This window comes from Nocardia sp. CA-145437 (genome assembly GCF_050956485.1).
Lineage (GTDB): Bacteria > Actinomycetota > Actinomycetes > Mycobacteriales > Mycobacteriaceae > Nocardia.
In genome coordinates this window covers 1,899,869-1,922,508 of record NZ_CP191204.1, presented here as the reverse complement: position 1 = coordinate 1,922,508, position 22,640 = coordinate 1,899,869, and the positions used below count along the sequence as shown (strand labels likewise).

Below are 22,640 nucleotides of genomic sequence, written 5' to 3'. Positions count from 1 at the left end.
CGCGTCGAGCGCGTGGCACGCGGGTGCATGGTATTGCTATGCGTGCCTTGGTCGTCGAGAAGCCCGGACAGTTCTCGGTCGAATCGGTGCCGGATCCGCTACCCGGCACCGGTGAGGTCGTGATCCGGGTGGACGCTGTCGGGATATGCGGGACGGATATCCATATCGTCGAGGGCGAATTCCCGCCCACCCCCTATCCGATCGTGCCCGGACACGAATTCGCCGGGGAAGTGGTGGCGCTCGGCGCGGACGCGGCCGGGGTGCGGATCGGCGATCGGGTGGCGGTGGATCCGTCGTTGTTCTGCGGCCGCTGCCACTATTGCGCGATCGGGCGCGGGAATCTGTGCGAGAACTGGGGCGCCATCGGCGACACCGTGGACGGCGCCATGGCCGAGTACGTGAAAGTGCCCGCCGCCAACTGTTATCGGCTGCCCGGGCACGTGTCGCCCGCGCACGGCGCGCTGGTGGAACCGCTCTCGTGCGCGGTGCACGGATTCGACGGGCTGCCACGGCGACTCGGCTCGCACTATCTGATCTACGGAGCGGGCACCATGGGGCTGCTCATGCAGCAACTGGCCGCGGCGGCGGGCGCGGCCTCGGTGTCGATGGTGGACACCAATGCCGACCGGCTGGCCGTCGCCCGCACCCTGGGCGCGGACGCGGCCACCGTGTCGGCCGACGACATGGACCGGCCCGAGGGCTGGGAGATCGTGATCGATTGCAGCGGAACGGTGGCCGCGATCGAGGACGGGCTCTCGCGGGTGCGGCGCGGCGGCACCTATCTGCAGTTCGGGGTGGCCCCGGCGGCGGCGCGGGCCAGCGTCTCGCCGTTCCGGATCTACAACGACGAGATCACCATCGTCGGATCCATGGCGGTACTGCACAGTTTCGGCCGGGCGGTGGACCTGCTCGGCGAGGGCGTGATCGACGCGGACACCGTGATCACCCACGACTTCGCCCTCGAGGAATTCGGCGATGCCCTGCGGACCTTCCGCGCGGGCACCGGACGCAAGATCCAGCTGCATCCCGGACGGGCGGCACGATAGAGGGTGGTGGCCAATGGCGGTCGTTGCCGGAGTGGACTCCTCCACTCAGTCCTGCAAGATCGTGGTGTGCGACGCCGATACCGGAACGGTGTTGCGGCAGCGCCAGATTCCGCACCACGACGGCACCGAGGTGCCACCGGCCATGTGGTGGGAGGCGCTGCGCGCGGCCTGTGACCGCATGATGCGCGATGTCGAGGCCATCGCGGTGGCCGGGCAGCAGCACGGGCTGGTGGTGCTCGACGCCGCCGGGCATCCGGTGCGGGACGCGCTGCTGTGGAACGACACTCGCTCAGCGGAGGCGGCCAGTCAGCTGGTGGGCGAGCTGGGCGGGCCGCAGGCGTGGGCGGACGCGGTGGGCAGTGTGCCGCTGGCCGCGCACACCGTGGCCAAGCTGCGCTGGTTCGCCGACCACGAACCCGAACTGGCCGACCGGACGGTCCGGGTGCTGCTCCCCCACGACTACCTGACCTGGCAGCTGCGCGGCGGCGATCCGGCGACCGAGCCCACCACCGATCGCGGCGACGCCTCCGGCACCGGGTACTGGTCCCCGGCCGCCGGCGCCTACCGGACCGACCTGCTGACCATGGCCTTCCGCGGCCGCAGTCCCGCGCTGCCCCGGGTGCTCGCGCCCGCCGAGATCGCCGGGCACACGCCGGGCGGGCGGCTGGTGGCCGCGGGCACCGGCGACAACGCGGCCGCGGCCCTGGGACTGGGCATCGCGGACGGGGACGTGGTGGTGTCGTTGGGCACCAGCGGGACCGTGTTCACCCGGGCCGCGTCGCCCAGCGCCGATCCCTCCGGGGCGGTCAACGGGTTCGCCGACGCGACCGGCGCGTTCCTGCCGCTGGTCTGCACGCTCAATGCCGCCCGGGTCCTGGACGCGACGGCGGTCCTGCTCGGCACCGACGTGTCCGGGCTGGAAGTGCTGGCCGCGCAATCCCCCGCGGGCGCGGACGGTCTCACGCTGCTGCCCTATATCGCGGGCGAGCGCACCCCGAATCTGCCGCACGCCACCGGCAGCCTGCACGGCCTGCGCCCGCACACCATGCGGCCGCACCATCTGGCCCGCGCCGCCATCGAGGGCATGCTCTGCAATATCGCCGAGGCCCTGGACCGCCTGCCGACGGTCCCGCATCGAATCCTGTTGATCGGCGGCGCATCCCGCTCCCGCCTCATCGCCCACGCGGCGGCCACCATCTTCGGCCGCACCGTCACGGTTCCCAACCCGAGCGAGTACGTCGCCCTGGGCGCGGCCCGCCAAGCCGCCTGGGCCCTGCGCGGCGGCCCCCGCCCACCCCGCTGGCCCACCCCGCCGGGCACCGAATTCCACACCCTGGCAGCGGGAGTCGGCGCCGCCATCCGCCAGCGCTACACCGAGATCAGAGACACCTACTACCCGTAGACGACCGGCCCGTCCGACAGGTAGTCATCCCAGGTCTTGTGTCGCGTGATGTAGTTCCGGATGGCGTCGCGGGCGATCTCCTGTTTGGATCGCCCTTCCATCGCCGCCTGCGCACCCAGCGCAGCTTCTTCGTCCTCGCTGAGCCGCAAAGTCCATGCCACCGCGAATTCATACCACCCCGGTGTCACCGTGTCTGCCGAACGACCGTCCAGTTGGCAACCATCACATGACGAACAGGTAGCCGAGGCCCGGGATACCTACCGGCTATTGCGCTCACGGCGAGTTCAACCATCGTCAGCACCGGTCGCTGAGTCGTAGCTTCACGCGGTATGACGACCGAGCTGAGCACCCCTTTGAACGATATCGTCGAGGCGACCGGCCGTGCGGTGGCCGCGGACCCCGCCCAGGCCACCGTGGTCTTCCGGGCCGCGGGCACTCCGGAGGGCACAGTCGGCAGCGCAATCGCGCTGGGCCGCTATACGATTCGCGTGGACGAACCGCCCGCGCTGGGCGGCGACGGCTCCGCGCCCAACCCGGTGGAGGTGTATCTGGCCTCGCTGATCGCCTGCCAGGTGGTGACCTACCGGTTCTGGGCGCAGCGCCTCGGCATCACCATCGACGACCTGGCCATCGAAGCCGAGGGCGACCTCGACGTGCGCGGCTTCTTCGGCTTGGACGACACGGTCCGGCCCGGCTTCCAGGCGGTCCGCGTCACCGTCCGGGTCAACGGTCCCGAATCCGCCGCGCGCTACGCCGAACTGCAGCGGGCCGTCGACGAGCACTGCCCCGTCCTGGACCTCACCACCGGCCGCACCCCGGTCGAGACCACCCTCGTCACCCAGTAGCAGCACCACCACCCACCGGAGGCCCCCATGACCGAGCCCGTCCTGCCCGAAGACCCCAGCGCCACCTGGAGTTTCGAGACCAAACAGATCCACGCCGGGCAGCAGCCCGATGCCGCGACCGGAGCCCGCGCGCTGCCGATCTACCAGACCACGTCGTACGCGTTCCGGGACACCGACCACGCCGCCGCGCTGTTCGGGCTCGCCGAGCCGGGCAATATCTACACCCGCATCATGAACCCCACCCAGGACGCGGTGGAGCAGCGGATCGCGGCGCTCGAAGGCGGCGTGGCCGCCTTGCTGCTGGCGTCGGGGCAGGCGGCGGAGACCTTCGCGATCCTGAACCTGGCGGGGGCCGGGGATCACATCGTGTCGAGCCCGCGGCTGTACGGCGGCACCTACAACCTGTTCCGGTACACGCTGCCGAAGCTGGGCATCGAGGTCAGTTTCGTCGAGGATCCGGACGATCTCGAGCAGTGGCGGGCGGCGATCCGGCCGAACACCAAGGCGTTCTTCGGGGAGACGGTGTCCAATCCGCAGAACCACCTTCTCGATATCCCCGGGATCGCGGAGGTCGCGCACGGGTCGGGGATTCCGCTCATCGTCGACAACACCGTCGCCACCCCGTACCTCATCCAGCCGTTCGCGCACGGCGCGGACATCGTCGTGCACTCGGCGACCAAGTACCTGGGCGGGCACGGTGCGGCCGTCGCGGGCGTGATCGTGGACGGCGGCACCTTCGACTGGCGCGGTGGACGATTCGCGGGCTTCACCGAACCCGACCCCAGCTACCACGGCGTCGTCTACGCCGACCTCGGCGCGCCCGCCTACGCGCTCAAGGCGCGGGTGCAGCTGCTGCGCGATCTGGGATCGGCGATCTCGCCGTTCAACGCCTTCCTCATCAGCCAGGGGCTGGAGACGCTGAGCCTGCGCCTCGAGCGGCACGTGGCCAATGCGACGGCGGTGGCCGAGTTCCTCACCGGGCGGCCCGAAGTCACGGCCGTCTCCTACGCGGGCCTGCCCTCCTCGCCGTGGTACGAGCGCGGGCAGCAGCTGGCTCCCCGGGGCGTCGGCGCGATCATCGGGTTCGAGCTGGCGGGCGGTGTGGACGCCGGCAAGCGTTTCGTGGACGCCCTGACCCTGCACAGCCATGTCGCCAATATCGGTGACGTGCGCTCGCTGGTCATCCACCCGGCCTCGACCACGCATTCGCAGCTGACCCCGGAACAGCAGCTCGCGGCGGGTGTCACGCCGGGCCTGATCCGCCTGGCCGTCGGAATCGAGGGGATCGACGACATCCTCGCCGATCTGCGCGCCGGATTCGCCGCGACCGCCTAGCCGGTCAGAAGCGGTCGAGGGGCCGGATCCGCGGGGACACAGCGGAATTCACCTGCAGGGCGATGATCAGGCCGATGCTGAGGTAGGTGCTGATCGGGCACAATGCCACCGCCGCCGCGTACAGGAATTGCACGATTCCGATGCGGCGGCGGATGGCCGTCAGGTCCTCGGGGGCGGCGTCGGCGGTGAGCAGGCCGGCGCGGCGGGCGTAGCGCAGGGCGGCGAGTTGCGCGAGTCCCAGGTACAGCAGGTCGGCCCAGTAGACCAGCAGCGCCAGGCGCGATTGCGGGAACGCGGCCAGCAGGGCGGTCGCGAAGGGCACCATGCAGACGCCGAACAGGAACATCAGATGGATCCAGGTCAGCGTGCGGTCCGCGCGATCCATCAGGCCGAGTTGGGTCTGCTGGCCGATCCAGAACATGCCCAGGGTGAGGAAACCCAGGAAACAGATGAGGAATTGGGGGCCGACATGGGTGAGGGCATGCCAGACCGGCTCCTCGTCGGCGGCCGCGCCGGAGGTCCACAGGGCGCGCTGACGCCAGGTCTCGCTCGCGGGGACGTGCAGCTCCAGCACGAGCAAAGTCATTGCCACAGCGAAGATTCCGTCGCTGAGCGCGCCCAGCCGACCCAGGTCCTGTCCCGCGATGCGGTGATATCTGGCCATCCGCCCCACCTCCGTGTCGGACCCTAGCCGAGATCACGGCGCGGCGCGGTGTTGCTCCCGGGCGAGGAAGTGGGCGGTGGATTTCGTTGTCTCGTACAGGGATCGGTAGTGGCGGTAGTAGGGGCCGTAGTGCGCGGTGGTGTCGGGATCCGGTTCGATCGTGGCGATGATCGGGTTCCAGGCCGAGGTGTCCAGGCCCAGGGCCTCGGCGGCGAGCAGCGCGTCGCCGAGGGCCGCGCCGACGGTGTCGGCCGGAAGCTGTTGCGGCAGACCGGTGATGTCGGAGACGATGCGGGTCCACAGGCCCCCCTTGGTGCCGCCGCCGACCGCGACCAGGCGGGTCGCGGGGGCGCCGGCCGCGGCCATCGCCTCCAGATTGTGGCGGACCCCGTAACCGATGCCCTCCAGGACGGCGCGGTAGAGGTCGGCGCGCTGGTGGGTGAGCGTGAGGCCCGCGATCAGGCCGCGGGCGTTCGGGTCGAACAGCGGGGTGCGTTCGCCCGCGAAGTACGGCAGCACCAGCAGGCCGCGGGAGCCGGGCGGGACGTGGGCCGCCTCGTCGAGCAGTTCGGCGAAGGCGCTGCCGGTGAGGGCCCGCAGCCAGTCGGTGACCGCGCCGGAGGTCGCCATCCCGGCGGCGGAGGTGTAGGTGCCGGGCCAGGTTCCGCAGGTGGTCCACAGCCCCGGCTGCGGGCGCGGGTCGGCGAGCACCTGGGTGAGGAACATGGTGGTGCCGTACATGATCATGCAGTCGCCGGGGGCGCGGACGCCGACCCCGGCCGCCTCGGCCCAGGCGTCGATGGTGCCGGTGGTGACCGGAAGCCCCACGGGCAGCCCGGTCGCGGCCGCCGCCTCGGGGGTGACGCGGCCGACTATCTCGGTGGGCCAGGCCAATTCGGGCAGACGCAGGCCGGGGGCGACGGATTCGGCCCAGTCGGTGGCCCAGTCGCGGGCCATCAGGTCGTACATGGGGACGCACTGGCTGGCGGACTGGTGGTCGAGGACGTAGCGGCCGGTCAGGCGGTACACGAGAAACGAGCCGGCCATCAACAGCATTCGGGTGGCGGACCACACCCGCGGCTCGTGCCGGATGAGCCAGCGCAGCTTCGGGCCGACGGCCTGACTGGTGAGCGGCGACCCACACCGCTCCAGCACGGTCAGCGGCCCCAATTCCGCGTCCAGTTCCTCGATTTCGACGCCCGCGCGGGTGTCGACCCCGTACAGGATGGCGGGCCGCAGCGGGCGGCCGCCCGCGTCGGCGGGCAGCAGGCACGGGCCGATGCCGCTCACCGCGAGCGCCTCGATGGGTGCGCCGTCCGCGGCCGCCACCAGGTCGCGGGCGATGCCCACGAAGTCGGCCCACCACACCGTCTCCGCGTCGTGCTCCACCCAGCCGGGCCGGGGCGTCGACACCCGGTGCGGTCGTTCGGCGCGCATGGCGACCACGCCGTCCCGGTCGGTGAGGACGCCCTTGGATCCGGAGGTGCCGATATCGATGCCGAGGAGCATGTCAGCCCGCCCGGGTGAACTCGTCGAGGGTGACGCCCAGCAGCTCGCAGGCCGCGCGCACGGTGGCGCGCTGGTCACCGGGGACGGCGTGAATGTGGTTGGCGCCGAAGCGGGACAGGAAGTCCCCGGCGTCGGCGTCCAGGCGCGCGAAGGCGTGCGGCCACTCCCAGGTGGACTGCTTCATCAACGATTCGTTGGTGGCGTCGTCGTAGGTCTCGAACGCGCCGAGCATGAGCTGCATGCGGTAGTCGCCGTCGCGGCGGGTGAGGCGGGCGAAGGTCACCTCGCCGGGCGCGGCCAGGTGGTGCACCGACGCGCCGCCCGCCGGGAAGAAGAACACCTCCGGGTACAGGTGCACCCGGGCCAGGTTCTCGGCCGGGTCGTCGCTGCGGGCCGCGTACCAGGTGGCGTGCTGGCCGGAATTGCACAGATCCCAGATGTCGCGGTCGGCGTGATAGTGGCGGACGTCGGCGAAAAGCACCGGGGTGCCGGAGATCTGCTTGAGCAGCTGCATGGTGAGCGCGCCGTCCATATCGGCCTCGGTGGCGCAGACGTGCGGCTGTTTGGGCCCGTTCCAGTCGTAGGGGTCGTTGAGGAAGGCCTCGGTGATGTCCATGGTGGCGAAGTACTGGGTCAGTTCCGGCTGGCCCTTGATGCCGGAGAAGTCCAGCCGCCATTCCGCGATCAGGTCCCGCACCGCCAGGTACGAGCGCAGCTGCCGCTCCAGCAGGTCCGGCGTCAGTTTGACCCCGTCGTAGTGCACCCCGGCGGCATTGCGCTCCAGCCATTCTCGCGCCGCCCGCGCCTCGCCGGCGTCGGCCTGGTCGGCGCGGCGCACGATCTCCCACTGGTCGATCTCCTCCACGTCGATCCCGAACACCCGCTGCCATTGATCGGTATTGGCCACCGCCGTGTTCATCCCCATGGGCCGCCCGCCGAACCGCCCGAAGGTGCTGCCGCGCAATCCCGCGACCGCCGCCGCGGCCCGCGCCCGCACCCCGATCGCCGCGACCAGCTCCGGATCGGCCGGGTCGCCCCACAGCCGGGCGTGCTCGCGCCCGATCTGATCGAGGGCCCCGCCCGCGGCCAGCATCCCCACCATGCCCGGCTGCACCGGGTCGATGTTCGACAACAGCAGCAGCGGCCCCCGCAGCGCGCCCGCCGCCAGCATGGTGAAGTGCGGGAACGCCCACACCGCGTAGTGCAGCACGGTCAGATCCACCCCCGCGGCCTCCACCCGCCGGGCGACCTCGACCGCCCGGTCATTGCTCGCGACCGGCTCCCGGCCTCGAATCACGGTGTGCCCGGCGGCCGTCAGCTCGGCCACCAGCCGATCTTCCGCCGTCTTGATGAATCCGACGATGCCGCCGTGCACATAATCGCGGCCGTCGGAAAGACTGATCACGCCGATTCGGGCCATGGTGCCTGCCTCCCCGCAACGTTCTGATCGTCAGCACTGGGTGGGACTCTCGACTCACCGTCCAGAATCCCAGTTCAGACCGCCCGCCACGCCCGAAATCGGATTTTCGGGTCAGTCCGGGAAGATCAAGGGAGCCAGCGCGACTCCACCCTGCCCCCACCCGGCATGCGTCACCCACAGGCCGCCGTCATGGGTGATCACCTCGGCGGCGTGGGCCCGGATATGCCCCACGCGGTCGGACGTGTCGAAGTGAAAGGGATTGTCGCTGCGGAAGATCTCGGTGCCGACGTAGTCCGGGCGCGGACCGATCAACAGGTACCAGGCGTCCCCGTGCCGCACCACGAACGGTGACTCGGTATTGCCCGCCCCGGTCCCGGTCGCCGGATCGATGTAGGCGACGCGGCGCTCGCCCCACCGCACCAGGTCCGGACTGGTCCGATAGGCGACGACATGATTCCCGCCGGCGGGGGTGCCGGTGGCGCAGTAGTACATGACCCACTCGTCGCCGACCCGCAGCACCATGGGGTCCCGGGCGTCGTAGCCGTCCCGGAACACCGGGCTCCCCGGATGCCGCCGCCAGTGGAACAGGTCGGTGGAGGTGGCCAGCCCCATACCCGTTGCGGTGCGGTCGATTCCGCCGCCGTCGTAGAACATCCAGTACCGGTCCCCGGCGTGGACGACGAACGGCGCCCACAGATGCCGCTCGCCCCGCTCCCGGTCCACCTCCAGCACCGACGGATGCTTGGTCCACGGCCCGAGCGGATCGTCCGCGGTGGCGTGCGCGAACTCGGTCTCGTCGAAGGGGTCGGCCGGTTCCGGATGCGTGATCCCGAACAGATGCCACCGCCCCCGCCCATCCCTGATCAGCGAATGATCGTTGATGTACCACCGCTGACCGGCCTCGCTGGGGTCATAGATGTGCCGGAACTCCCCCGCCCGCACCGCGCCCATGACCCGCCCTCCATATAGGACAAGAACCGTCCTAGTCGCCTTCGACACTGGATTCATGCCGGAACTCTCGCTGCGAACCCTAAACCGCACCCTGCTGCTGCGTCAGCGGTTGCACGAACGAACCGCGATGCCCGTCGCCGACCTGATCCGGCACCTCGTCGCGGTGCAGGGGCAGGAGCCGAACGGGCCATATGTGGGATTGTGGTCGCGGCTGGGCGAATTCCGGCACGAGGAGCTGTCGGCGCTGCTGGAGGAGCGAACCGTGGTGCGCGCCACCTCGATCAGGCGCACCGTGCATCTGACCGACGCCCAGGACTATCGGTGGCTGTATCCGACCGTGCGGCCGGCGGTCGAGCCGACGCTGCGCTCGGTCTACCTGCGCGATGCGATGGACGGTCTCGACATCGCCGAATTCGGTGCGGCCGGAAAGGAATTGCTGGACGGCAGGGCCGTGTCCCGGCGGGATCTGGGGAAGCTGCTCTCGGAGCGGTTCCCCGGACGCGGGGCCCGCGACCTGGTCCACGGTCTCGGCGTCGTCCAGCCCCTGGTGCATCACCCCGGCGCGGGAGCGTGGGGCGCGTGGCGGGGACGGTCGGTGTCGGTGTCGCTGGCCGAGCAGGTCGTGGGCGGGCCGCTGGCGGAGGGACCGGAACCGCGGACCCTGGTCCGGCGCTATCTGGCGGCCTATGGTCCGGCGACCGTGGGCGATATCCAGGAGTTCGCGGGGGTGACCAGGCTCGCGGAGGTGGTCGAGGGGATGCGCGGCGAGCTCCGGGTGTTCCGGGATGATGCGGGGCGCGAGCTCTTCGACGTGCCGGACGCTTCGATCGCGGCGGCGGATTCGACTGCGCCGGTGCGGTTTCTGCCCGCCTTCGACAATTCCTGCCTCGGGCATCGGGATCGGCGGCGGATCATCCGCGATGAGGATCGCACCCGGATCGCGAAGATCGCGTCGGGCGGTGTGCCGATGTACTTGATCGACGGATTCGTGCACGGCCGTTGGGATGTGGCCGGGTCGACCATCCGGATCACGCCGTGGCACGCCCTGGCCGCGGACGACGAAGCCGCCCTGCGCGCCGAGGCGGAACGGCTGCTGCCGTTCATCACCCCGGGCGAGGGCGGCGACGTGGTGTTCGAGAAACGGGCCGACTAGGCGACCAGCACCTCGCGCAGGCGCTCGAGCTCGGACTCGGTGAGGCCGTTGGCGAGCAGCCACGCGCCGGCACCGCCGTGCTCGGCGTGCAGGTTCGCCAGGAAGCCGAGCATGACCTCCGGGGAGACCGCCAGGATGCCGGTATTCGTCTGCGGCAGGCCCTCATACGACGGGAGGGCGTCGAGACGGTCGCGGACCTTCTGGATGCGCTCGTTGGTGAGAGCGTAGTCGTGGGCGATCGCCTCGGCGGGAACGCCGACCGCGTCCAGCAGGACCGCGGCCAGCACGCCGGTGCGGTCCTTGCCCGCGGCGCAATGGAACAGCACCGAGTGGCGGGCCGGGTCGATGATGAGGCGCACCGACTCGACGATGTGCTCGCCGCTGCCGCCGAGCAGCTGACCGTACAGCTCGGTCAGGTCGACGCGGGTCTTGTCGGGGACGAGATCCCGTGCGGCCAAGGAGGACTGGGGCGACTTGCGGATCGGCAGGTTCGCGATGTGCACCGCGGAATCGCCGATCAGGCCGTAGCCCTCGCGCTCCACCTCGTCGGGCAGGCGCAGGTCGATGACCGTGCGCAGGCCCAGCGTGTCGACCAGCTGCGACAGATCGCCGGAGGTGGCCTGCTGCAGGGTGGACGAGCGCAGCACGATGCCGAAGCGGGTGGTGCCGCCGCCGGCGACCGGCAGGCCGCCCAGGTCACGGACATTGTCGATCTGGGCGAAGTCGATCCAGCGGCCGGTCACGGCGTCGGTGGTCACGGGCGCGTCGGCCGCTACGGGCTCAGTGGGCACGGCCGGCCGCCGCCTCTTCGGCACGGGTCAGGCCGCACAGACCGATCAGGTCTTCGTGCAGCTCGAACCACACGGTGTGGTAGCTGTCCATGATCGGACGCGCCACGTAGGTGTGATCGCCCTCGCCGATGCGCTCGACGGCGCGGTCCAGGCGATCCAGGTAGCGGGACAGACGCGGGGCCAGGCCGCCCAGGCGGGCGATCAGCGGACGCAGGGTCTGGTGGGTCCCGTTGAGGCGGGCCAGCACCGAGGCGTCGTAGTCGGCGTCGGCGTGGTCGTTGACCGTGGCCGGGTCCTTCATCTGCCAGTCGGTGATGATGACCTTCAGATCGGCGTTGAAGACGCAGAACTCGTCGTAGGCGGCGGTCATAGCGGCCGCGTCGACAGTGCCGCGCTCCTCCGCGAGCAGCTGCTCCAGGCGCGGGCGGCCCTCCGGGGTGATGCGGAAACCGGCCGGGGTGGTGGCGCAGTAGCCCGCGGTCACCAGATCCTCACAGCAGGAGGCGATCTCGGCGGTGTCGGCGAACAGGCTCAGCGCCAGGTTGTCGGCGTTCACCCGGCCCTTGATGCCGACCAGCCGCAGCACGGCCAGTTCGGTCACGGGAGCGTTCACGGCGGTCATTTCCTCCTGCTCGGCGTTCTCGCCTGCGGCGGAACGGTTTTCCAGGCGCTCGGCCAGCTGTTCGCCGTCCACGCCCGCCCACTGGGCGAGCTGGCGCACGTCGTCGAGCACGGACTGCTCGACCGGCTTGGCGACGACCTCGCCGGGCAGCACCAGACCGGCGCCGCCGTCGACGGTGACCGTCTTGCCGGTCAGCGCGGCCACGACACCCGGGCCGCAGCCGACCACGCACGGGCGGCCCAGTTCGCGGCTCACCAGCGCGGCATGCGAGGTGGTGCCGCCCAGTTCGGTGACGATGGCGCGCGCGGCGATCATGCCGTGCAGGTCGTCGGGGCTGGTGGTGGGACGGACCAGGATGACGTCCTCGCCCGCCTCGGCGCGGGCCTCGGCCTCGTAGGGATCTGTCACGACCACGCCGGAAGCCAGTCCGGGGCAGGCGGATTCGCCGCGGGCCAGGGGCTCCTGGCCGCCGGTGTCACCGGAGGCGGGGCGCAGCACCTCGCGCACCTGATCGGGGGTCACCCGGTCCAGGGCCTCGTCGGCGCTGATCAGGCCCTCCTCGACCATGGCGACGGCGGTGCGCACCGCGGCGCGGGCCGACCGCTTGGCCGGACGCGACTGCAGCAGCCACAAGGCGCCGGACTCGACGGTGAACTCGATGTCCTGCAGGTCGCGGCCGTCGTGCTCCAGCAGCTGGGCGGCGGCGATGAGCCGCTCGTGCACGGCGGGCTGGGTGACGGCCAGGTCGTCGAGCGGGCGCGGGGTCAGGCGGCCGGACACCACGTCCTCGCCCTGCCCGCCGACCAGCCACTCGCCGTAGACGGGGGTGTCGCCGGTGTTGGGGTTGCGGCTGAAAAGCACACCGGTGCCGGACGATTCGTCGAGGTTGCCGAACACCATGGCCTGCACGGTGACCGCGGTGCCCATGGTGTCGGCCAGGCCGCGGTGGGCGCGATAGGTCTTGGCGCGCGGGGAATCCCAGGACCGGAACACGGCCTCGATGGCGCCGCGCAGCTGATCCCACGGGTCGGCCGGGACGACGCCGTTCGCGTCACCGAGCACGGTCTCGCGGTACTGGTGCACGAAGCGGGAGCGGGTGTCCTCCGCGTAGCCGGGGTTGCGGGTCTCGGCGGCCAGCGCCTGCTGCACCGCGTCGGTCATACCCAGGTTGAGGACGGTGTCCATCATGCCGGGCATGGAGATCGCCGCGCCCGAACGCACCGACACCAGCAGCGGGCGGTCCGCCGATCCGAAGCGGCGGCCGGTGCCGCGCTCGATCATGGCGATGCCCTCGAGCACCTGCGCCCAGATCTCCTCGGCGATGGCGCCGCGGGTGGTGTAGTCGGCCCAGCCGTCGGTGGTGATCACGAACGCGGGCGGCACCGGCAGCCCGAGCGCCCGCATGTGATCGATGCTCCACGCCTTGCCGCCGATCTTGTCCCGCGACAAGCCGCACGCGCCGTCGAGTTCGACAACGGTGGTCGCGCCCGCCGCGAGGTCCTGGCGCTGCGCAAGCTCCGTTCCGGCCGTCATGTCACTCCTTCGAGATTCTGGATTCATTCGCACTCCAGCGCTCCGCCGCTGCTCGAGCGGCCTGCCGGGCAATATCCGTCCCCCCGACGGTTCCACTACAACGAGGGTGCCGTGTGACGCCCCGCACCCCCAAGTCCCATCCCGATGACCGGAATGGGTACGCCCCGGCGCCTCACCCGCCACTCGCTCGGAGGATCACGAGAACCGGCGCGGAGCGAAGCGGAGGGCCATCCAACACGGCACGCCCGGTCAGCGGGATGGCACGGCGAAATGAGGCAATCGGGTGAGGGGGCTGGGGCAGGATGGGCGGATGGATCGGCGGCACTCGGGCGGCATCTCCGCGGTCGGAAGTGTGGCGACCATTCCGGCGCTGGTGGCCGATCGGGCGCGGCGGTATCCCGAGGCGGTGGCCATCGCCGGACCGGCCGGACGGCTCACGTTCGCCGAGCTGGCCGAGGAGGCCGCGGCGGTCACCCGGGCCGCCATCGCCTCCGGGTTGGAGGCGGGAGATCGGGTCGGGCTCTGGGCTCCCAACAGCGTCCGCTGGATCGTGACCGCCCTCGGCATGCTCGGCGCCGGCGCCACCCTGGTGCCGATCAGCACCCGGCTGCGCGGCCCGGAAACCGCCGAGGTGCTGGCCCGCAGCCACGCCAGAGCCGTGTGCACCGTGCAGGAGTTCCTGGGCGCGGACTATCCGGCCATGCTCGCCGAATCCGGCCTCGCGCTACCGGATCTCGAGCACCTCATCCTGCTCGACGACGCCCGCGGCGAGAGCGCGGCGGACTGGGACATCAGCTCGTGGGCCGGGTTCCTGGCCCCGGGCGCGGTGGTCGAGCCGCAATCCGCGATCGAACGCACCGCGGCCGTCGACCCGGAGTCCATCTCCGACATCCTGTTCACCTCCGGCACCACCGGCGCCCCCCGCGGCGTGCTGGCCACCCACCGCCAGACCCTCGAGGTCTTCGCCCGGTGGTCCGAGGTCGTCACCCTGCGTCCGCGTGACCGATATTTGCTGGCGAACCCGTTCTCGCACACCTTCGGCTACAAGGCGGGCATCCTGGCGTGCCTGCTGCGCACCGCCACCATGGTGCCGATGGAGCGCTTCGACGCGGCCACCGCACTCCATCTGATCGAGAGCGAACGCATCACCGTCCTGGCGGGGCCGCCAACGCTTTTCACCGATCTGTTCGCCGCCGGCCCCGACGACTACCTGCTCGGATCGCTGCGCCTGGCGGGCACCGGCGGCTCCACCATCCCCGCCGAACTGGTCCGCCGCATTCGCGAGGACCTGCGCGTTCCGGCCGTCTTCACCGCCTACGGCCTCACCGAATCGATCGGCGTGGTGTCCATCTGCCCACCCGGCTCCCCCGCCGAACTGGCCGCCGACACCGTCGGAAAACCCCTGCCCGGCAGTGAGATCCGCATCGTGGACCGGGAAGGCAAACTCCTCGAAACCGGTGAGCCGGGCGAGGTCACCGTCCGCGGCCCCAATGTCATGCACGGCTACCTGGACGATCCGCAGGCCACCGCCGCCGCCATCGACCCGGACGGCTTCCTGCACACCGGTGACATCGGCGCCCTCGACGCCGACGGCTACCTGCGCATCACCGACCGGCTCAAGGACATGTTCATCGTCGGCGGCTTCAACGCCTACCCGGCCGAGATCGAGCGAGTCCTGCTGCGACACCCCGATATCCGCGATGTCGCCGTGATCGGCATCCCCGACGAGCGGCTCGGCGAGGTGGGCCGCGCCTACGTGGTCCCCGTCGCCGGGGCCGCCACCGATCCCGCCTCACTCATCGAATGGTCCCGCGCGCGGCTGGCGGGCTACAAGGTGCCGCGGGAGATCGTCTTCGCCGACGACCTCCCGCGCAATGCCGGCGGCAAGGTGCTCAAACAGCGCCTGCGCGACCCGGACTGATCAGTTCCCCAGCACCGGGCCGTCGGCCCAGCGGTACAGGTGCGCGATCGCCGGGTCCACGATGGAGCCCGGGATCTCGGCATCGAACCAGCGGTCGACGTGCGTCCAGTGGTACGGGTGCAGCAGGTAGTCGCCATTGAGGCCGTCGGGGTCGGCGAACTCCTGTTCCCAGACATGCGTCCAGCGGGCGTGGCCGGGGACCCGGCTCAGCGACCAGGACCGGATGGCCGGGATGTGGGCGGGCATGGCCATCAGGTCGGATTCGAAGCGCGACACCGTGTCCGGGGACGTGCCCTCCCGAACGGTGAGCAGCAGGGTGCGCTTGACCCGGCGGGGCGCGTCGAGGCGGACCACGCGGGCGTGCACCGGGGCCAGCGGCACCAGATCGGCGTCACCGGGCAGGCCCGGCAGGACGGCGCTGGGCGTCGACTCGGTGGTCAGGTCCCACAGCGCGCCCAGGCCGCCCGCGCTGCCCGGCAGATCGACCCCGGCCGAGCAGTGCGCCACACCGGGATTCGCGGACGCCGCCGAGGCGAAGGCGGCCAGCCGGCCGTCGGCGTCCTCGGCGGGCGGGGCGGTGAGTATCACCCAGCGGGTCATGCCTGCACCTCCTGCACCGCCATGACATGCCGCTCCCTGGTCAGGGCGACCGCGTCGGTGTCGGACCAGAAGGCCGCCACGCCCGGATCGGCCGCTGCCGCCGCGCGCATGCCGTAGAAGTCGTAGATGCCCGGCAGCTCCCAGATGATCTGCACGGCCACCGAATCCGCGCCGGTGTGCTCACGCAGCACCTGCGGGGCGCGCAGGCCGCGGGCGGTGGCGCCGGGCAGGTAGTCGCCACGCCACCGGGTGAGCCAGTCCTCGGCCCGATCGGCGGGCAGGACGACGCGGTCGAACACGCGGACGGGGGTCGCGGGGTTCACAGCTTCGACTCCACGTCGTTGCGGTACCGATCCACGTACGCCGCAAGGTTTTCCACGCCGTTGAGCAGGGATTCCGGGCCGAACATGGGCGGGGTCAGCACGATCCGGCTCGCACCGGCGGCGACGTAGGGGCGCACGTAGTCGGCGTCGAACTCGCGCACGAAGTCGAACGAGCCCGGCCAGATCGTCATCTCGACGGCATCCTCGGAACGTCCCGCCGCGGCGGACAGTTCGCGGATCTTGTCCGTGCCGCGCCCGAAATCCTCCGAGGAGATCGTGTACGGGAACCAGCCGTCGCCGACCTTGGCCGCGCGACGCACCGCGGGAGCGCTGTTGCCGCCCAGCACGATCGGGATCGACCGCTCGGGCTGCGGCTGGCAGAACTGATCGTCGAACGACACGTGCTTGCCGTGATAGGTGGCCGGAGCCCGCGTCCACAGTTCCCGCATGGCGCCGATGCAGTCGTCGAGCCGGGTGCCGCGTTCCTCGAACGGCACGCCGATCGCCGCGTATTCCTCCTTCTGCCAGCCGATTCCGAGTCCCAGCAGCAGCCGCCCGTCCGAGATCCGGTCCAGCGTGGCCGCCCGCTTGGCCAACACCGCCGGGCTGTGCAGCGGGGCCACCACCATGGCGGTGCCCAGCTTCACCGTGCTCGACGCCGCCGCGACGAAGGCCAGGGTCTCGAGCGGATCGGTCATCGGCACCCCGATACCGCCGCCGCCGGGCATCCGGCCGTCGGGCGAGTACGGGTACAGCGGCTCGTAATCCTGGGCCACCACAACGTGTTCCACGGTCCAGATCGACTCCAGTCCGCATTCCTCGGCGGCCGCGGCGAACTCCCGTAGGAATCCGCCCGAGGTCACCAGTCCGTCGAGATATGGCATGAGCATGCCGATGCGCATCGGACGCCTCCGTCTTTCCGGGTCCGGCCCACCCTGGGCCACCCGTCGATCGTGGCTGTTGCGGGGGTCACAATCCGGAGAGGTCCCGTTCACTGGGATCGAATATATCCGCAGGTCAGCGCATGTTTACACAGCAACGGCCAGTAGCCCCGCACCGGATGGCGCGGGGCTGCTGCACGCACTCTCCCCTGGGCCGTGCCCCGGTGCGGAACGCACCGGGGCACGGGGGCTCCCGGAGAGCTGGGTTAGATTTCCTTGCGCATCTGAGCGGTCAGGGGCTTCATGTAGCCCGAACCCAGCAGGCGGCGCATGACGTTCATCGCCTTGGCGTCCTTGCCGATCAGGACGAGCGGCTTGTTCTTCCGGATGCCGTTGACGATGACCTTGGCGCAGTCCTCCGGGCTGGTCTGGGCCAGCCGGTCGAAGTTGGCGGCCAGGTCGTCACGGGAGCGGTTGGCGGCAGCCCGTGCCTTCCAAGCGATCTCGGTCTTGATCATGCCCGGGTGGACGCTCGAGACGCCCACATTGTGCCCGGCGATGATCATCTCCTGGCGCAGCGCGTCGCTGATCGCGTGCATGGCGTACTTCGACGAGCTGTAGCCGCCCTGGCTGGGGCAGGCCACCAGGCCGAACATGCTGGAGACATTGGCGAAATGGCCGTCCCCGGAGGCGATCACGTGCGGCAGGAACGCCTTCACGCCGTGCAGGGTGCCCCAGTAGTTGATGCCGAAGATCCACTCCAGGTCTTCCCAGGAGACTTCCTCGATATTGGCGGTCAGCGAGACACCGGCGTTGTTGATGACGATGTTGACCTTGCCGAAATCGGCGACCACTTCGTCGGCGTGCGCGTAGACGGCGGCCCGGTCGGCCACGTCCAGCTTGTAGGCCCGCGCCTTGGCGCCGGCCTTCTCGCACAGCGCCACGGTCTCGGCGACATTGTCGAAATTACGGCCGGACAGCGCCAGCTGCGCCCCGTTACGAGCCAGTTCCAGCGCCAGCGCACGGCCGATGCCGGCGCCCGCGCCAGTGATCACAGCGACTTTGCCGCGAAAATCCTTCATGGTCTTTCCTTGTCTCGCACCGGGTTTGGTGAGGTGGGGGCTTCAGGAGAACCCCTGAGAGCCCCCGGAGTCGGGTTCCTACTGGGTGGTGAAGCCGCCGTCGGCGATGAACTCGGCGCCGGTGCTGTAGGAGGAGTCGTCGGAGATGAGGAACAGCACCATATTGGCGAGTTCCTCCGGGGTGGCCGGACGGGCGATGGGCTGATTGGCCGCGATGCTCGCCGACCGCTCGGAGGCGGCCACCATCTCGGTGGCCACGATGCCCGGGTGCACGGAGTTGACGCGGACATTGTCGGCCGCGAATTCCTGTGCGGCCGTTTTGCTCATGCCGCGCACGGCCCACTTGGAGGCCACGTAGCCGAGGATGTTCGAGTAGCCGATCAGGCCGCCGGTCGAGGAGATGTTCACGATGGAACCCACCCCGGCGCGGCGCATGGAGCCGATGACGGCCTTCATGCCCAGGAAGACCCCGACCTGGTTGACGTCGATCACCTTGCGGTAGTCCGCCTCCGAGAGCTTCTCGATGGGGTCGACGTGCACGATGCCGGCATTGTTGACCAGGCCCGAGACCGGCCCGAAGGCCGCCTCGGTGCGCGCGACCACGTCGTTCCAGGCCGCCTCGTCGGTGACGTCGAGCGGGAAGAACCGGGCGGCGTCACCGATCTCGGCGGCGACGGCCTCCCCGGCCTCGACGAGCACGTCGGTGATCACCACCCGTGCGCCCTCGGCCGCGAGCTTGCGGGCGAAGGCCGCCCCCATGCCGCGCGCGCCGCCGGTGACGATGACGACCTTCGAATCAACCCGTCCCATGTCAGTTCTCCTGCGCTGCTGCGGTTTCCGCGTCGGCCAGGTGGTTGGCCGCGATGTAGCCGAACACCATGGCGGGGCCGATGGTGGCGCCCGCGCCGGCGTAGTCGTTGCCCATGACGGCGGCGGAGTTGTTGCCCGCCGCGTACAGGCCCGGGATGACGTCGCCCTGGTCGTTCAGGACGCGGGCATGCTCGTCGGTGACCAGGCCGCCCTTGGTGCCCAGGTCGCCCGGCACCATCTCGACCGCGTAGAACGGGCCGCGCTCGAGCGGGGCCAGGGTCGGGTTGGGCTTGACGGTCGGGTCGCCGTAGTAGCGGTCGTAGGCCGAGTCGCCGCGCTGGTAGTCCTCGTCCCGGCCGTTGCGGGCGAAGACGTTGAAGCGCTCCACGGTGGCGGCCAGCTTGTTCGCCGGGATGCCCAGCTTGTCGGCCAGCTCGGCCAGGGTGTCGGCCTGCTTGATGATGCCCGCGTCGAAGTACTTCTGGGGCAGCGGCCGCTTGGGGAAGTTGCCCAGGAACAGGTACCGGTCGCGGAAGTTCTGGTCGAAGATGAAGTGCGCGGGGATGCTGCCCGGCACCTTCTTCTCCTCCTCGTACATGGTGTGCACGACGTTCACGTACGGCGCGGACTCGTTGACGAAGCGGTCGCCCTTGGCGTTGACCACGATCGCGCCCGGCTGCGAACGCTCGGCCAGCATGAAGAACGGCGGGCCGTCGGGGTTCCGCACCGAGGGACCCCACCAGGCGTCGTCCATCAGATCGACCGCCGCGCCGGCCTTCTGGCCCGCGACGATGCCCTCACCGACGTTCTCGGTCGCGCCCACGGTCCAGCCGGTGTTCTGCGGACCGTCGATGTACTGCTCACGCATCTCGAGGTTGTGCTCGAAGCCACCCGCGGCCAGCACCACACCGCGGCGGGCCTTGATGGTGACGGTGCGGCCCTCGTGCTCGGCGCGCACGCCGACCACCGTGCCGCCCTCGATGACCAGGTCGGTGAGCGGGGTGTTCAGCCACACCGGCACGCCCGCGTCGCGCAGCGACAGCCACAGCCGGGCGGCGAGCGCCTTGCCCAGGCTGAGCGGCTTGGCGCCCTTGATCATGTTGAGCGCGGTCTGCGCGCCGACCTTCATGGCGGTCTTCTTGCCGGCCCAGGTGCGGGCGATCATGTTCAGGTCGTGGAAGTCCTTGACCGTGATCGCGATGCCCTTGGGGGCGGACATGGTCGGGCGGTTGATCTTGTCCAGATCCGCGCCGAGCAGACGGCCGTCGATGATCTTGGGCTCGATGCTGCGACCCTGCGCCAGACCGCCCGGGAACTCCGGGTGGTAGTCGGAGTAGCCGCGGTCGTAGGCGAACGCCCAGTGCTTGGAGCGGGCGCCGATGTAGCGGAACATCTCCGGGCCCTGCTCCAGGAACGCGCGCTGCTTGGCCTCCGGAACCCGATCGCCGACAACGGCTTTCAGGTAGGTACGGGCCATCTCCGGGCTGTCCGGCACACCCGCGGCCTGCAGCACCGGGTTGTTCGGCACCCAGATGCCGCCGCCCGAGCGCGCGGTGGAGCCGCCGAACAGGCTGCTCTTCTCGATCAGGGTGACCGACAGGCCCCGGTAGGCGGCGGTCAGCGCGGCGGTCATGCCGGCCGCGCCGGAACCCACCACAACGACGTCGAATTCGAATTCCATGAATCTCGTTCCTTAGTAGCCGCAGCTGGTCAGCATGCCGCCGTCGACGACGAATTCGCCTCCGGTGCAATAGCTCGAGGCGTCCGAGGCCAGGAACAACGCCACCTCGGAGACCTCGACCGGCTGACCCCAGCGCGGAATGGGCAATTCGGAGAAGAAGGAGTTGCCGTCCACCCCGGACGCGCCCGCCACGGACGCGGTCATGGGGGTGGCGATGCCGCCGGGATGGATCGAGTTCACCCGGATACCCGAGTGCCCCAGTTCCCGGGCGGCGGACTTGGTGAGACCGCGCAGCGCGAACTTGCTCGCACTGTAGGCCGACAGACCGGCCGCACCGACGAAGCCCTCGACCGAGGACACGTTCACGATGGACCCGCCACCGGCCTCGATCAGGGCGGGCGCGGCGGTCTTGATGCCGAGGAAAGCGCCCGTGACGTTGATGTTCATGATGACGTTGAACTCGTCCAGGCTCATCTCCAGGATGCGCTTGAACCGCAGGATCCCGGCATTGTTGACCAGCACATCCAGCTTGCCGAACGTGGCGACGGCCGCGGAAACCGCTGCCTGCCAGTCGCTTTCACTGGTGACATCGTGATGCACGTAATGGACGGCAGCACCCAGCTCGGCGGCCAGGGCCTTGCCCTCGTCGTCGAGTACGTCGCCGAACACGACCTTCGCGCCCTCGGCCACGAAACGGCGCACATGCTCCGCTCCCATGCCCCGGGCGCCGCCGGTCACCAGCGCTACCTTGCCGTCCAGCTGTCCCACCTGATCCCGTCCTTCCGCTGCTGTTCAACCGACGCTAAGTCCGGATGCGGAACACCGGCACGGTGTGGTCCCGGCCACTGAGACAACCTCATGACCTGAGGCTATGGGTGCAGTTGTATTTCGTTTAGGCATAAACGCCCGGACGGGTGAGTCAGCGCGCGCAAGGAGCCCCGGATGAAGTTCTCGATGATCTTCGAAGCGCAGATGACCGATCCCACCGCCGCCCACGAAGCCCAGGTGCTGCGCGACTGCGTCGAGCAGGCCGTGCTGGCCGACGAGGTCGGCTTCGACACCGTCTGGGCCGTCGAACACCACGGGCTCAAGTGGTACGCGCACATGAGCGCGCCGGAGATCTTCCTGACCTGGGTGGCCGCGCAGACGCGGCGGATCCGGATCGGGCACGGCGTGGTCTGCATGCCGTTCAACTTCAATCACCCCGTCCGCGCGGCCGAACGCGCCGCCATGCTCGACGTGCTGTCGGGCGGCCGCCTGAACCTGGGCGCGGGCCGCGGCGCGACCGCCGTCGAAACCTCCATGTGCGGAGTCGATCCCGACCGCACCTACCAGGAGGTCGAGGAATCGCTGCGGATGATCGCCGCCGCCTGGCAGGACCCCGAGGGCGAATTCGAATACCACGGTGAACTGCTCGACATCGGCCCGCACCACCTGCTGCCGCGGCCGGTGCAGCGTCCCCATCCCCCGCTGTTCATGGCCTGCACCAAGAAGGACACGCTGAAACTGGCGGCCGAGTACGGGATCGGCGCGCTGGTCCTGGGTTTCGCGGGCATCGAGGAGATCGCCGAACTGCGCCGCATCTACGACGCCGCCATCGCGGCCCGCACCGGTGAACGCCTCGTGTCCACCGTCGTCAACGACCACTTCGCGGCGCTGTGCCCGACCATCGTGCTCGACGACCGCGAGCGGGCCCGCCAGATCGGCGCGCGCGGGCAGCGGTTCTTCGCCCAGTCCATCAAGTACTACTACGGCGCGGGCCCGGTGCCCGACGAGGCCGTGGACCCGGGCGTGGACGAACTCGCCAAGATGCGCGAGGTCGCCGACGAGCACGTCGCCTACCTGCACGAAGCCAAGATCCCGGTGAAGAACGGGGCCACGGCCATCTTCAACACCGAGCACGCCTACGGCACCGCCGAGGACGCCATCGCCTACGTCGAACGGCTGCGCGACGCCGGAGCCGACGAGATCCTGTGCCTCATCCAGATGGGCACCGTGCCCCAGGAGGCGTGCCTGGAAACCATCCGTCAGTGGGGGGAGAAGGTCATCCCCCACTTCCGCAACAAGTAGC

Annotated in this window: 21 protein-coding genes; 7 read left to right on the top strand and 14 right to left on the bottom strand. The window is 70.2% G+C overall.

Features of this window, described 5'->3' with window-relative positions:
• Nucleotides 1-38: 38 nt before the first annotated feature.
• On the top strand, nucleotides 39-1,046 hold the full coding sequence (locus tag ACQPYY_RS08410; RefSeq protein ID WP_379101316.1) for a zinc-dependent alcohol dehydrogenase family protein: 1,008 nt from the start codon (nucleotides 39-41) through the stop codon (nucleotides 1,044-1,046).
• A 13-nt stretch (nucleotides 1,047-1,059) separates the two neighbouring features.
• On the top strand, nucleotides 1,060-2,448 hold the full coding sequence (xylB, locus tag ACQPYY_RS08405; RefSeq protein ID WP_379101314.1) for a xylulokinase: 1,389 nt from the start codon (nucleotides 1,060-1,062) through the stop codon (nucleotides 2,446-2,448).
• Here the strand turns inward: xylB and ACQPYY_RS08400 are convergent.
• Nucleotides 2,439-2,609 carry a CopG family transcriptional regulator gene (locus ACQPYY_RS08400; protein WP_357279684.1) on the bottom strand — a complete coding sequence of 57 codons (171 nt, stop codon included), beginning with the start codon at nucleotides 2,607-2,609 and terminating at the stop codon, nucleotides 2,439-2,441. The genes xylB and ACQPYY_RS08400 overlap by 10 nt on opposite strands.
• Nucleotides 2,610-2,777: 168 nt before the next feature.
• Between ACQPYY_RS08400 and ACQPYY_RS08395 the strand changes: the two genes are divergently transcribed.
• Entirely contained in the window at nucleotides 2,778-3,293 is a 516-nt protein-coding gene (locus tag ACQPYY_RS08395) for an OsmC family protein (protein WP_433593330.1), read from the top strand.
• A gap of 27 nt (nucleotides 3,294-3,320) precedes the next feature.
• Nucleotides 3,321-4,628 (top strand): bifunctional o-acetylhomoserine/o-acetylserine sulfhydrylase, encoded by a 1,308-nt coding sequence (locus ACQPYY_RS08390; RefSeq protein WP_433593329.1) that lies wholly within the window; start codon nucleotides 3,321-3,323, stop codon nucleotides 4,626-4,628.
• A 4-nt stretch (nucleotides 4,629-4,632) separates the two neighbouring features.
• On the opposite strand, the gene ACQPYY_RS08385 is transcribed toward ACQPYY_RS08390, so the two are convergent.
• From ACQPYY_RS08385 to ACQPYY_RS08370, 4 genes are all read right to left on the bottom strand, one after another.
• Nucleotides 4,633-5,292, bottom strand: a complete 660-nt coding sequence (locus ACQPYY_RS08385) for a TMEM175 family protein (protein WP_433593328.1) — start codon at nucleotides 5,290-5,292, stop codon at nucleotides 4,633-4,635.
• Between the two features lie 33 nt (nucleotides 5,293-5,325).
• Nucleotides 5,326-6,801, bottom strand: a complete 1,476-nt coding sequence (locus ACQPYY_RS08380) for an FGGY-family carbohydrate kinase (protein ID WP_433593327.1) — start codon at nucleotides 6,799-6,801, stop codon at nucleotides 5,326-5,328.
• 1 nt (nucleotide 6,802) lies between these two features.
• Nucleotides 6,803-8,221 (bottom strand): L-fucose/L-arabinose isomerase family protein, encoded by a 1,419-nt coding sequence (locus ACQPYY_RS08375; RefSeq protein WP_433593326.1) that lies wholly within the window; start codon nucleotides 8,219-8,221, stop codon nucleotides 6,803-6,805.
• A gap of 111 nt (nucleotides 8,222-8,332) precedes the next feature.
• Entirely contained in the window at nucleotides 8,333-9,172 is an 840-nt protein-coding gene (locus tag ACQPYY_RS08370; protein WP_433593325.1) for a glycosyl hydrolase family 32, read from the bottom strand.
• Between the two features lie 55 nt (nucleotides 9,173-9,227).
• Between ACQPYY_RS08370 and ACQPYY_RS08365 the strand changes: the two genes are divergently transcribed.
• Nucleotides 9,228-10,325: a winged helix DNA-binding domain-containing protein gene (locus ACQPYY_RS08365; protein ID WP_433593324.1), complete on the top strand. Its 1,098-nt coding sequence runs from the start codon at nucleotides 9,228-9,230 to the stop codon at nucleotides 10,323-10,325.
• On the opposite strand, the gene ACQPYY_RS08360 is transcribed toward ACQPYY_RS08365, so the two are convergent.
• Both ACQPYY_RS08360 and ACQPYY_RS08355 read right to left on the bottom strand, forming a co-directional pair.
• Complete coding sequence (locus ACQPYY_RS08360) at nucleotides 10,322-11,116, bottom strand: tyrosine-protein phosphatase (RefSeq protein ID WP_433593323.1); 795 nt, start codon at nucleotides 11,114-11,116, stop codon at nucleotides 10,322-10,324. The genes ACQPYY_RS08365 and ACQPYY_RS08360 overlap by 4 nt on opposite strands.
• Complete coding sequence (locus ACQPYY_RS08355) at nucleotides 11,106-13,271, bottom strand: pyruvate, phosphate dikinase (RefSeq protein ID WP_433593322.1); 2,166 nt, start codon at nucleotides 13,269-13,271, stop codon at nucleotides 11,106-11,108. Before ACQPYY_RS08355 ends, ACQPYY_RS08360 begins: the two co-directional genes overlap by 11 nt.
• Before the next feature lie 310 nt (nucleotides 13,272-13,581).
• On the opposite strand from ACQPYY_RS08355, the gene ACQPYY_RS08350 reads away from it, so the two are divergent.
• Nucleotides 13,582-15,192, top strand: a complete 1,611-nt coding sequence (locus ACQPYY_RS08350; RefSeq protein ID WP_433593321.1) for a FadD3 family acyl-CoA ligase — start codon at nucleotides 13,582-13,584, stop codon at nucleotides 15,190-15,192.
• On the opposite strand, the gene ACQPYY_RS08345 is transcribed toward ACQPYY_RS08350, so the two are convergent.
• From ACQPYY_RS08345 to ACQPYY_RS08315, 7 genes are all read right to left on the bottom strand, one after another.
• Nucleotides 15,193-15,792 (bottom strand): Dabb family protein, encoded by a 600-nt coding sequence (locus tag ACQPYY_RS08345; RefSeq protein ID WP_357279710.1) that lies wholly within the window; start codon nucleotides 15,790-15,792, stop codon nucleotides 15,193-15,195.
• Nucleotides 15,789-16,115 (bottom strand): hypothetical protein, encoded by a 327-nt coding sequence (locus ACQPYY_RS08340; protein ID WP_433593320.1) that lies wholly within the window; start codon nucleotides 16,113-16,115, stop codon nucleotides 15,789-15,791. The genes ACQPYY_RS08345 and ACQPYY_RS08340 overlap by 4 nt, the downstream gene beginning before the upstream one ends.
• The gene (locus tag ACQPYY_RS08335; RefSeq protein WP_433593319.1) at nucleotides 16,112-17,017 is read right to left on the bottom strand and encodes an LLM class F420-dependent oxidoreductase; all 906 of its coding nucleotides are present in this window, start codon (nucleotides 17,015-17,017) and stop codon (nucleotides 16,112-16,114) included. The genes ACQPYY_RS08340 and ACQPYY_RS08335 overlap by 4 nt, the downstream gene beginning before the upstream one ends.
• A gap of 245 nt (nucleotides 17,018-17,262) precedes the next feature.
• Nucleotides 17,263-18,078: an SDR family NAD(P)-dependent oxidoreductase gene (locus ACQPYY_RS08330; RefSeq protein WP_379101280.1), complete on the bottom strand. Its 816-nt coding sequence runs from the start codon at nucleotides 18,076-18,078 to the stop codon at nucleotides 17,263-17,265.
• A 78-nt stretch (nucleotides 18,079-18,156) separates the two neighbouring features.
• Nucleotides 18,157-18,888, bottom strand: coding sequence for a glucose 1-dehydrogenase (locus ACQPYY_RS08325; RefSeq protein WP_379101278.1), 732 nt, complete (start codon nucleotides 18,886-18,888; stop codon nucleotides 18,157-18,159).
• 1 nt (nucleotide 18,889) lies between these two features.
• A complete protein-coding gene (kstD, locus tag ACQPYY_RS08320; RefSeq protein ID WP_379101276.1) occupies nucleotides 18,890-20,569 on the bottom strand; it encodes a 3-oxosteroid 1-dehydrogenase in 1,680 nt (559 codons plus the stop codon).
• A 12-nt stretch (nucleotides 20,570-20,581) separates the two neighbouring features.
• Complete coding sequence (locus ACQPYY_RS08315; protein WP_357279726.1) at nucleotides 20,582-21,337, bottom strand: glucose 1-dehydrogenase; 756 nt, start codon at nucleotides 21,335-21,337, stop codon at nucleotides 20,582-20,584.
• Between the two features lie 174 nt (nucleotides 21,338-21,511).
• On the opposite strand from ACQPYY_RS08315, the gene ACQPYY_RS08310 reads away from it, so the two are divergent.
• Nucleotides 21,512-22,639, top strand: coding sequence for an LLM class flavin-dependent oxidoreductase (locus ACQPYY_RS08310; RefSeq protein ID WP_433593318.1), 1,128 nt, complete (start codon nucleotides 21,512-21,514; stop codon nucleotides 22,637-22,639).
• Nucleotide 22,640: the final 1 nt, after the last annotated feature.

Coding starts and splice junctions, on each gene's coding strand:
- ACQPYY_RS08410 (WP_379101316.1), top strand. CDS start 39: ATGCGTGCCTTGGTCGTCGAGAAGCCCGGACAGTTCTCGGTCGAATCG.
- xylB (WP_379101314.1), top strand. CDS start 1,060: ATGGCGGTCGTTGCCGGAGTGGACTCCTCCACTCAGTCCTGCAAGATC.
- ACQPYY_RS08395 (WP_433593330.1), top strand. CDS start 2,778: ATGACGACCGAGCTGAGCACCCCTTTGAACGATATCGTCGAGGCGACC.
- ACQPYY_RS08390 (WP_433593329.1), top strand. CDS start 3,321: ATGACCGAGCCCGTCCTGCCCGAAGACCCCAGCGCCACCTGGAGTTTC.
- ACQPYY_RS08385 (WP_433593328.1), bottom strand. CDS start 5,292: ATGGCCAGATATCACCGCATCGCGGGACAGGACCTGGGTCGGCTGGGC.
- ACQPYY_RS08380 (WP_433593327.1), bottom strand. CDS start 6,801: ATGCTCCTCGGCATCGATATCGGCACCTCCGGATCCAAGGGCGTCCTC.
- ACQPYY_RS08375 (WP_433593326.1), bottom strand. CDS start 8,221: ATGGCCCGAATCGGCGTGATCAGTCTTTCCGACGGCCGCGATTATGTG.
- ACQPYY_RS08370 (WP_433593325.1), bottom strand. CDS start 9,172: ATGGGCGCGGTGCGGGCGGGGGAGTTCCGGCACATCTATGACCCCAGC.
- ACQPYY_RS08365 (WP_433593324.1), top strand. CDS start 9,228: ATGCCGGAACTCTCGCTGCGAACCCTAAACCGCACCCTGCTGCTGCGT.
- ACQPYY_RS08355 (WP_433593322.1), bottom strand. CDS start 13,271: ATGACGGCCGGAACGGAGCTTGCGCAGCGCCAGGACCTCGCGGCGGGC.
- ACQPYY_RS08350 (WP_433593321.1), top strand. CDS start 13,582: ATGGATCGGCGGCACTCGGGCGGCATCTCCGCGGTCGGAAGTGTGGCG.
- ACQPYY_RS08345 (WP_357279710.1), bottom strand. CDS start 15,792: ATGACCCGCTGGGTGATACTCACCGCCCCGCCCGCCGAGGACGCCGAC.
- ACQPYY_RS08335 (WP_433593319.1), bottom strand. CDS start 17,017: ATGCGCATCGGCATGCTCATGCCATATCTCGACGGACTGGTGACCTCG.
- ACQPYY_RS08330 (WP_379101280.1), bottom strand. CDS start 18,078: ATGAAGGATTTTCGCGGCAAAGTCGCTGTGATCACTGGCGCGGGCGCC.
- ACQPYY_RS08325 (WP_379101278.1), bottom strand. CDS start 18,888: ATGGGACGGGTTGATTCGAAGGTCGTCATCGTCACCGGCGGCGCGCGC.
- kstD (WP_379101276.1), bottom strand. CDS start 20,569: ATGGAATTCGAATTCGACGTCGTTGTGGTGGGTTCCGGCGCGGCCGGC.
- ACQPYY_RS08310 (WP_433593318.1), top strand. CDS start 21,512: ATGAAGTTCTCGATGATCTTCGAAGCGCAGATGACCGATCCCACCGCC.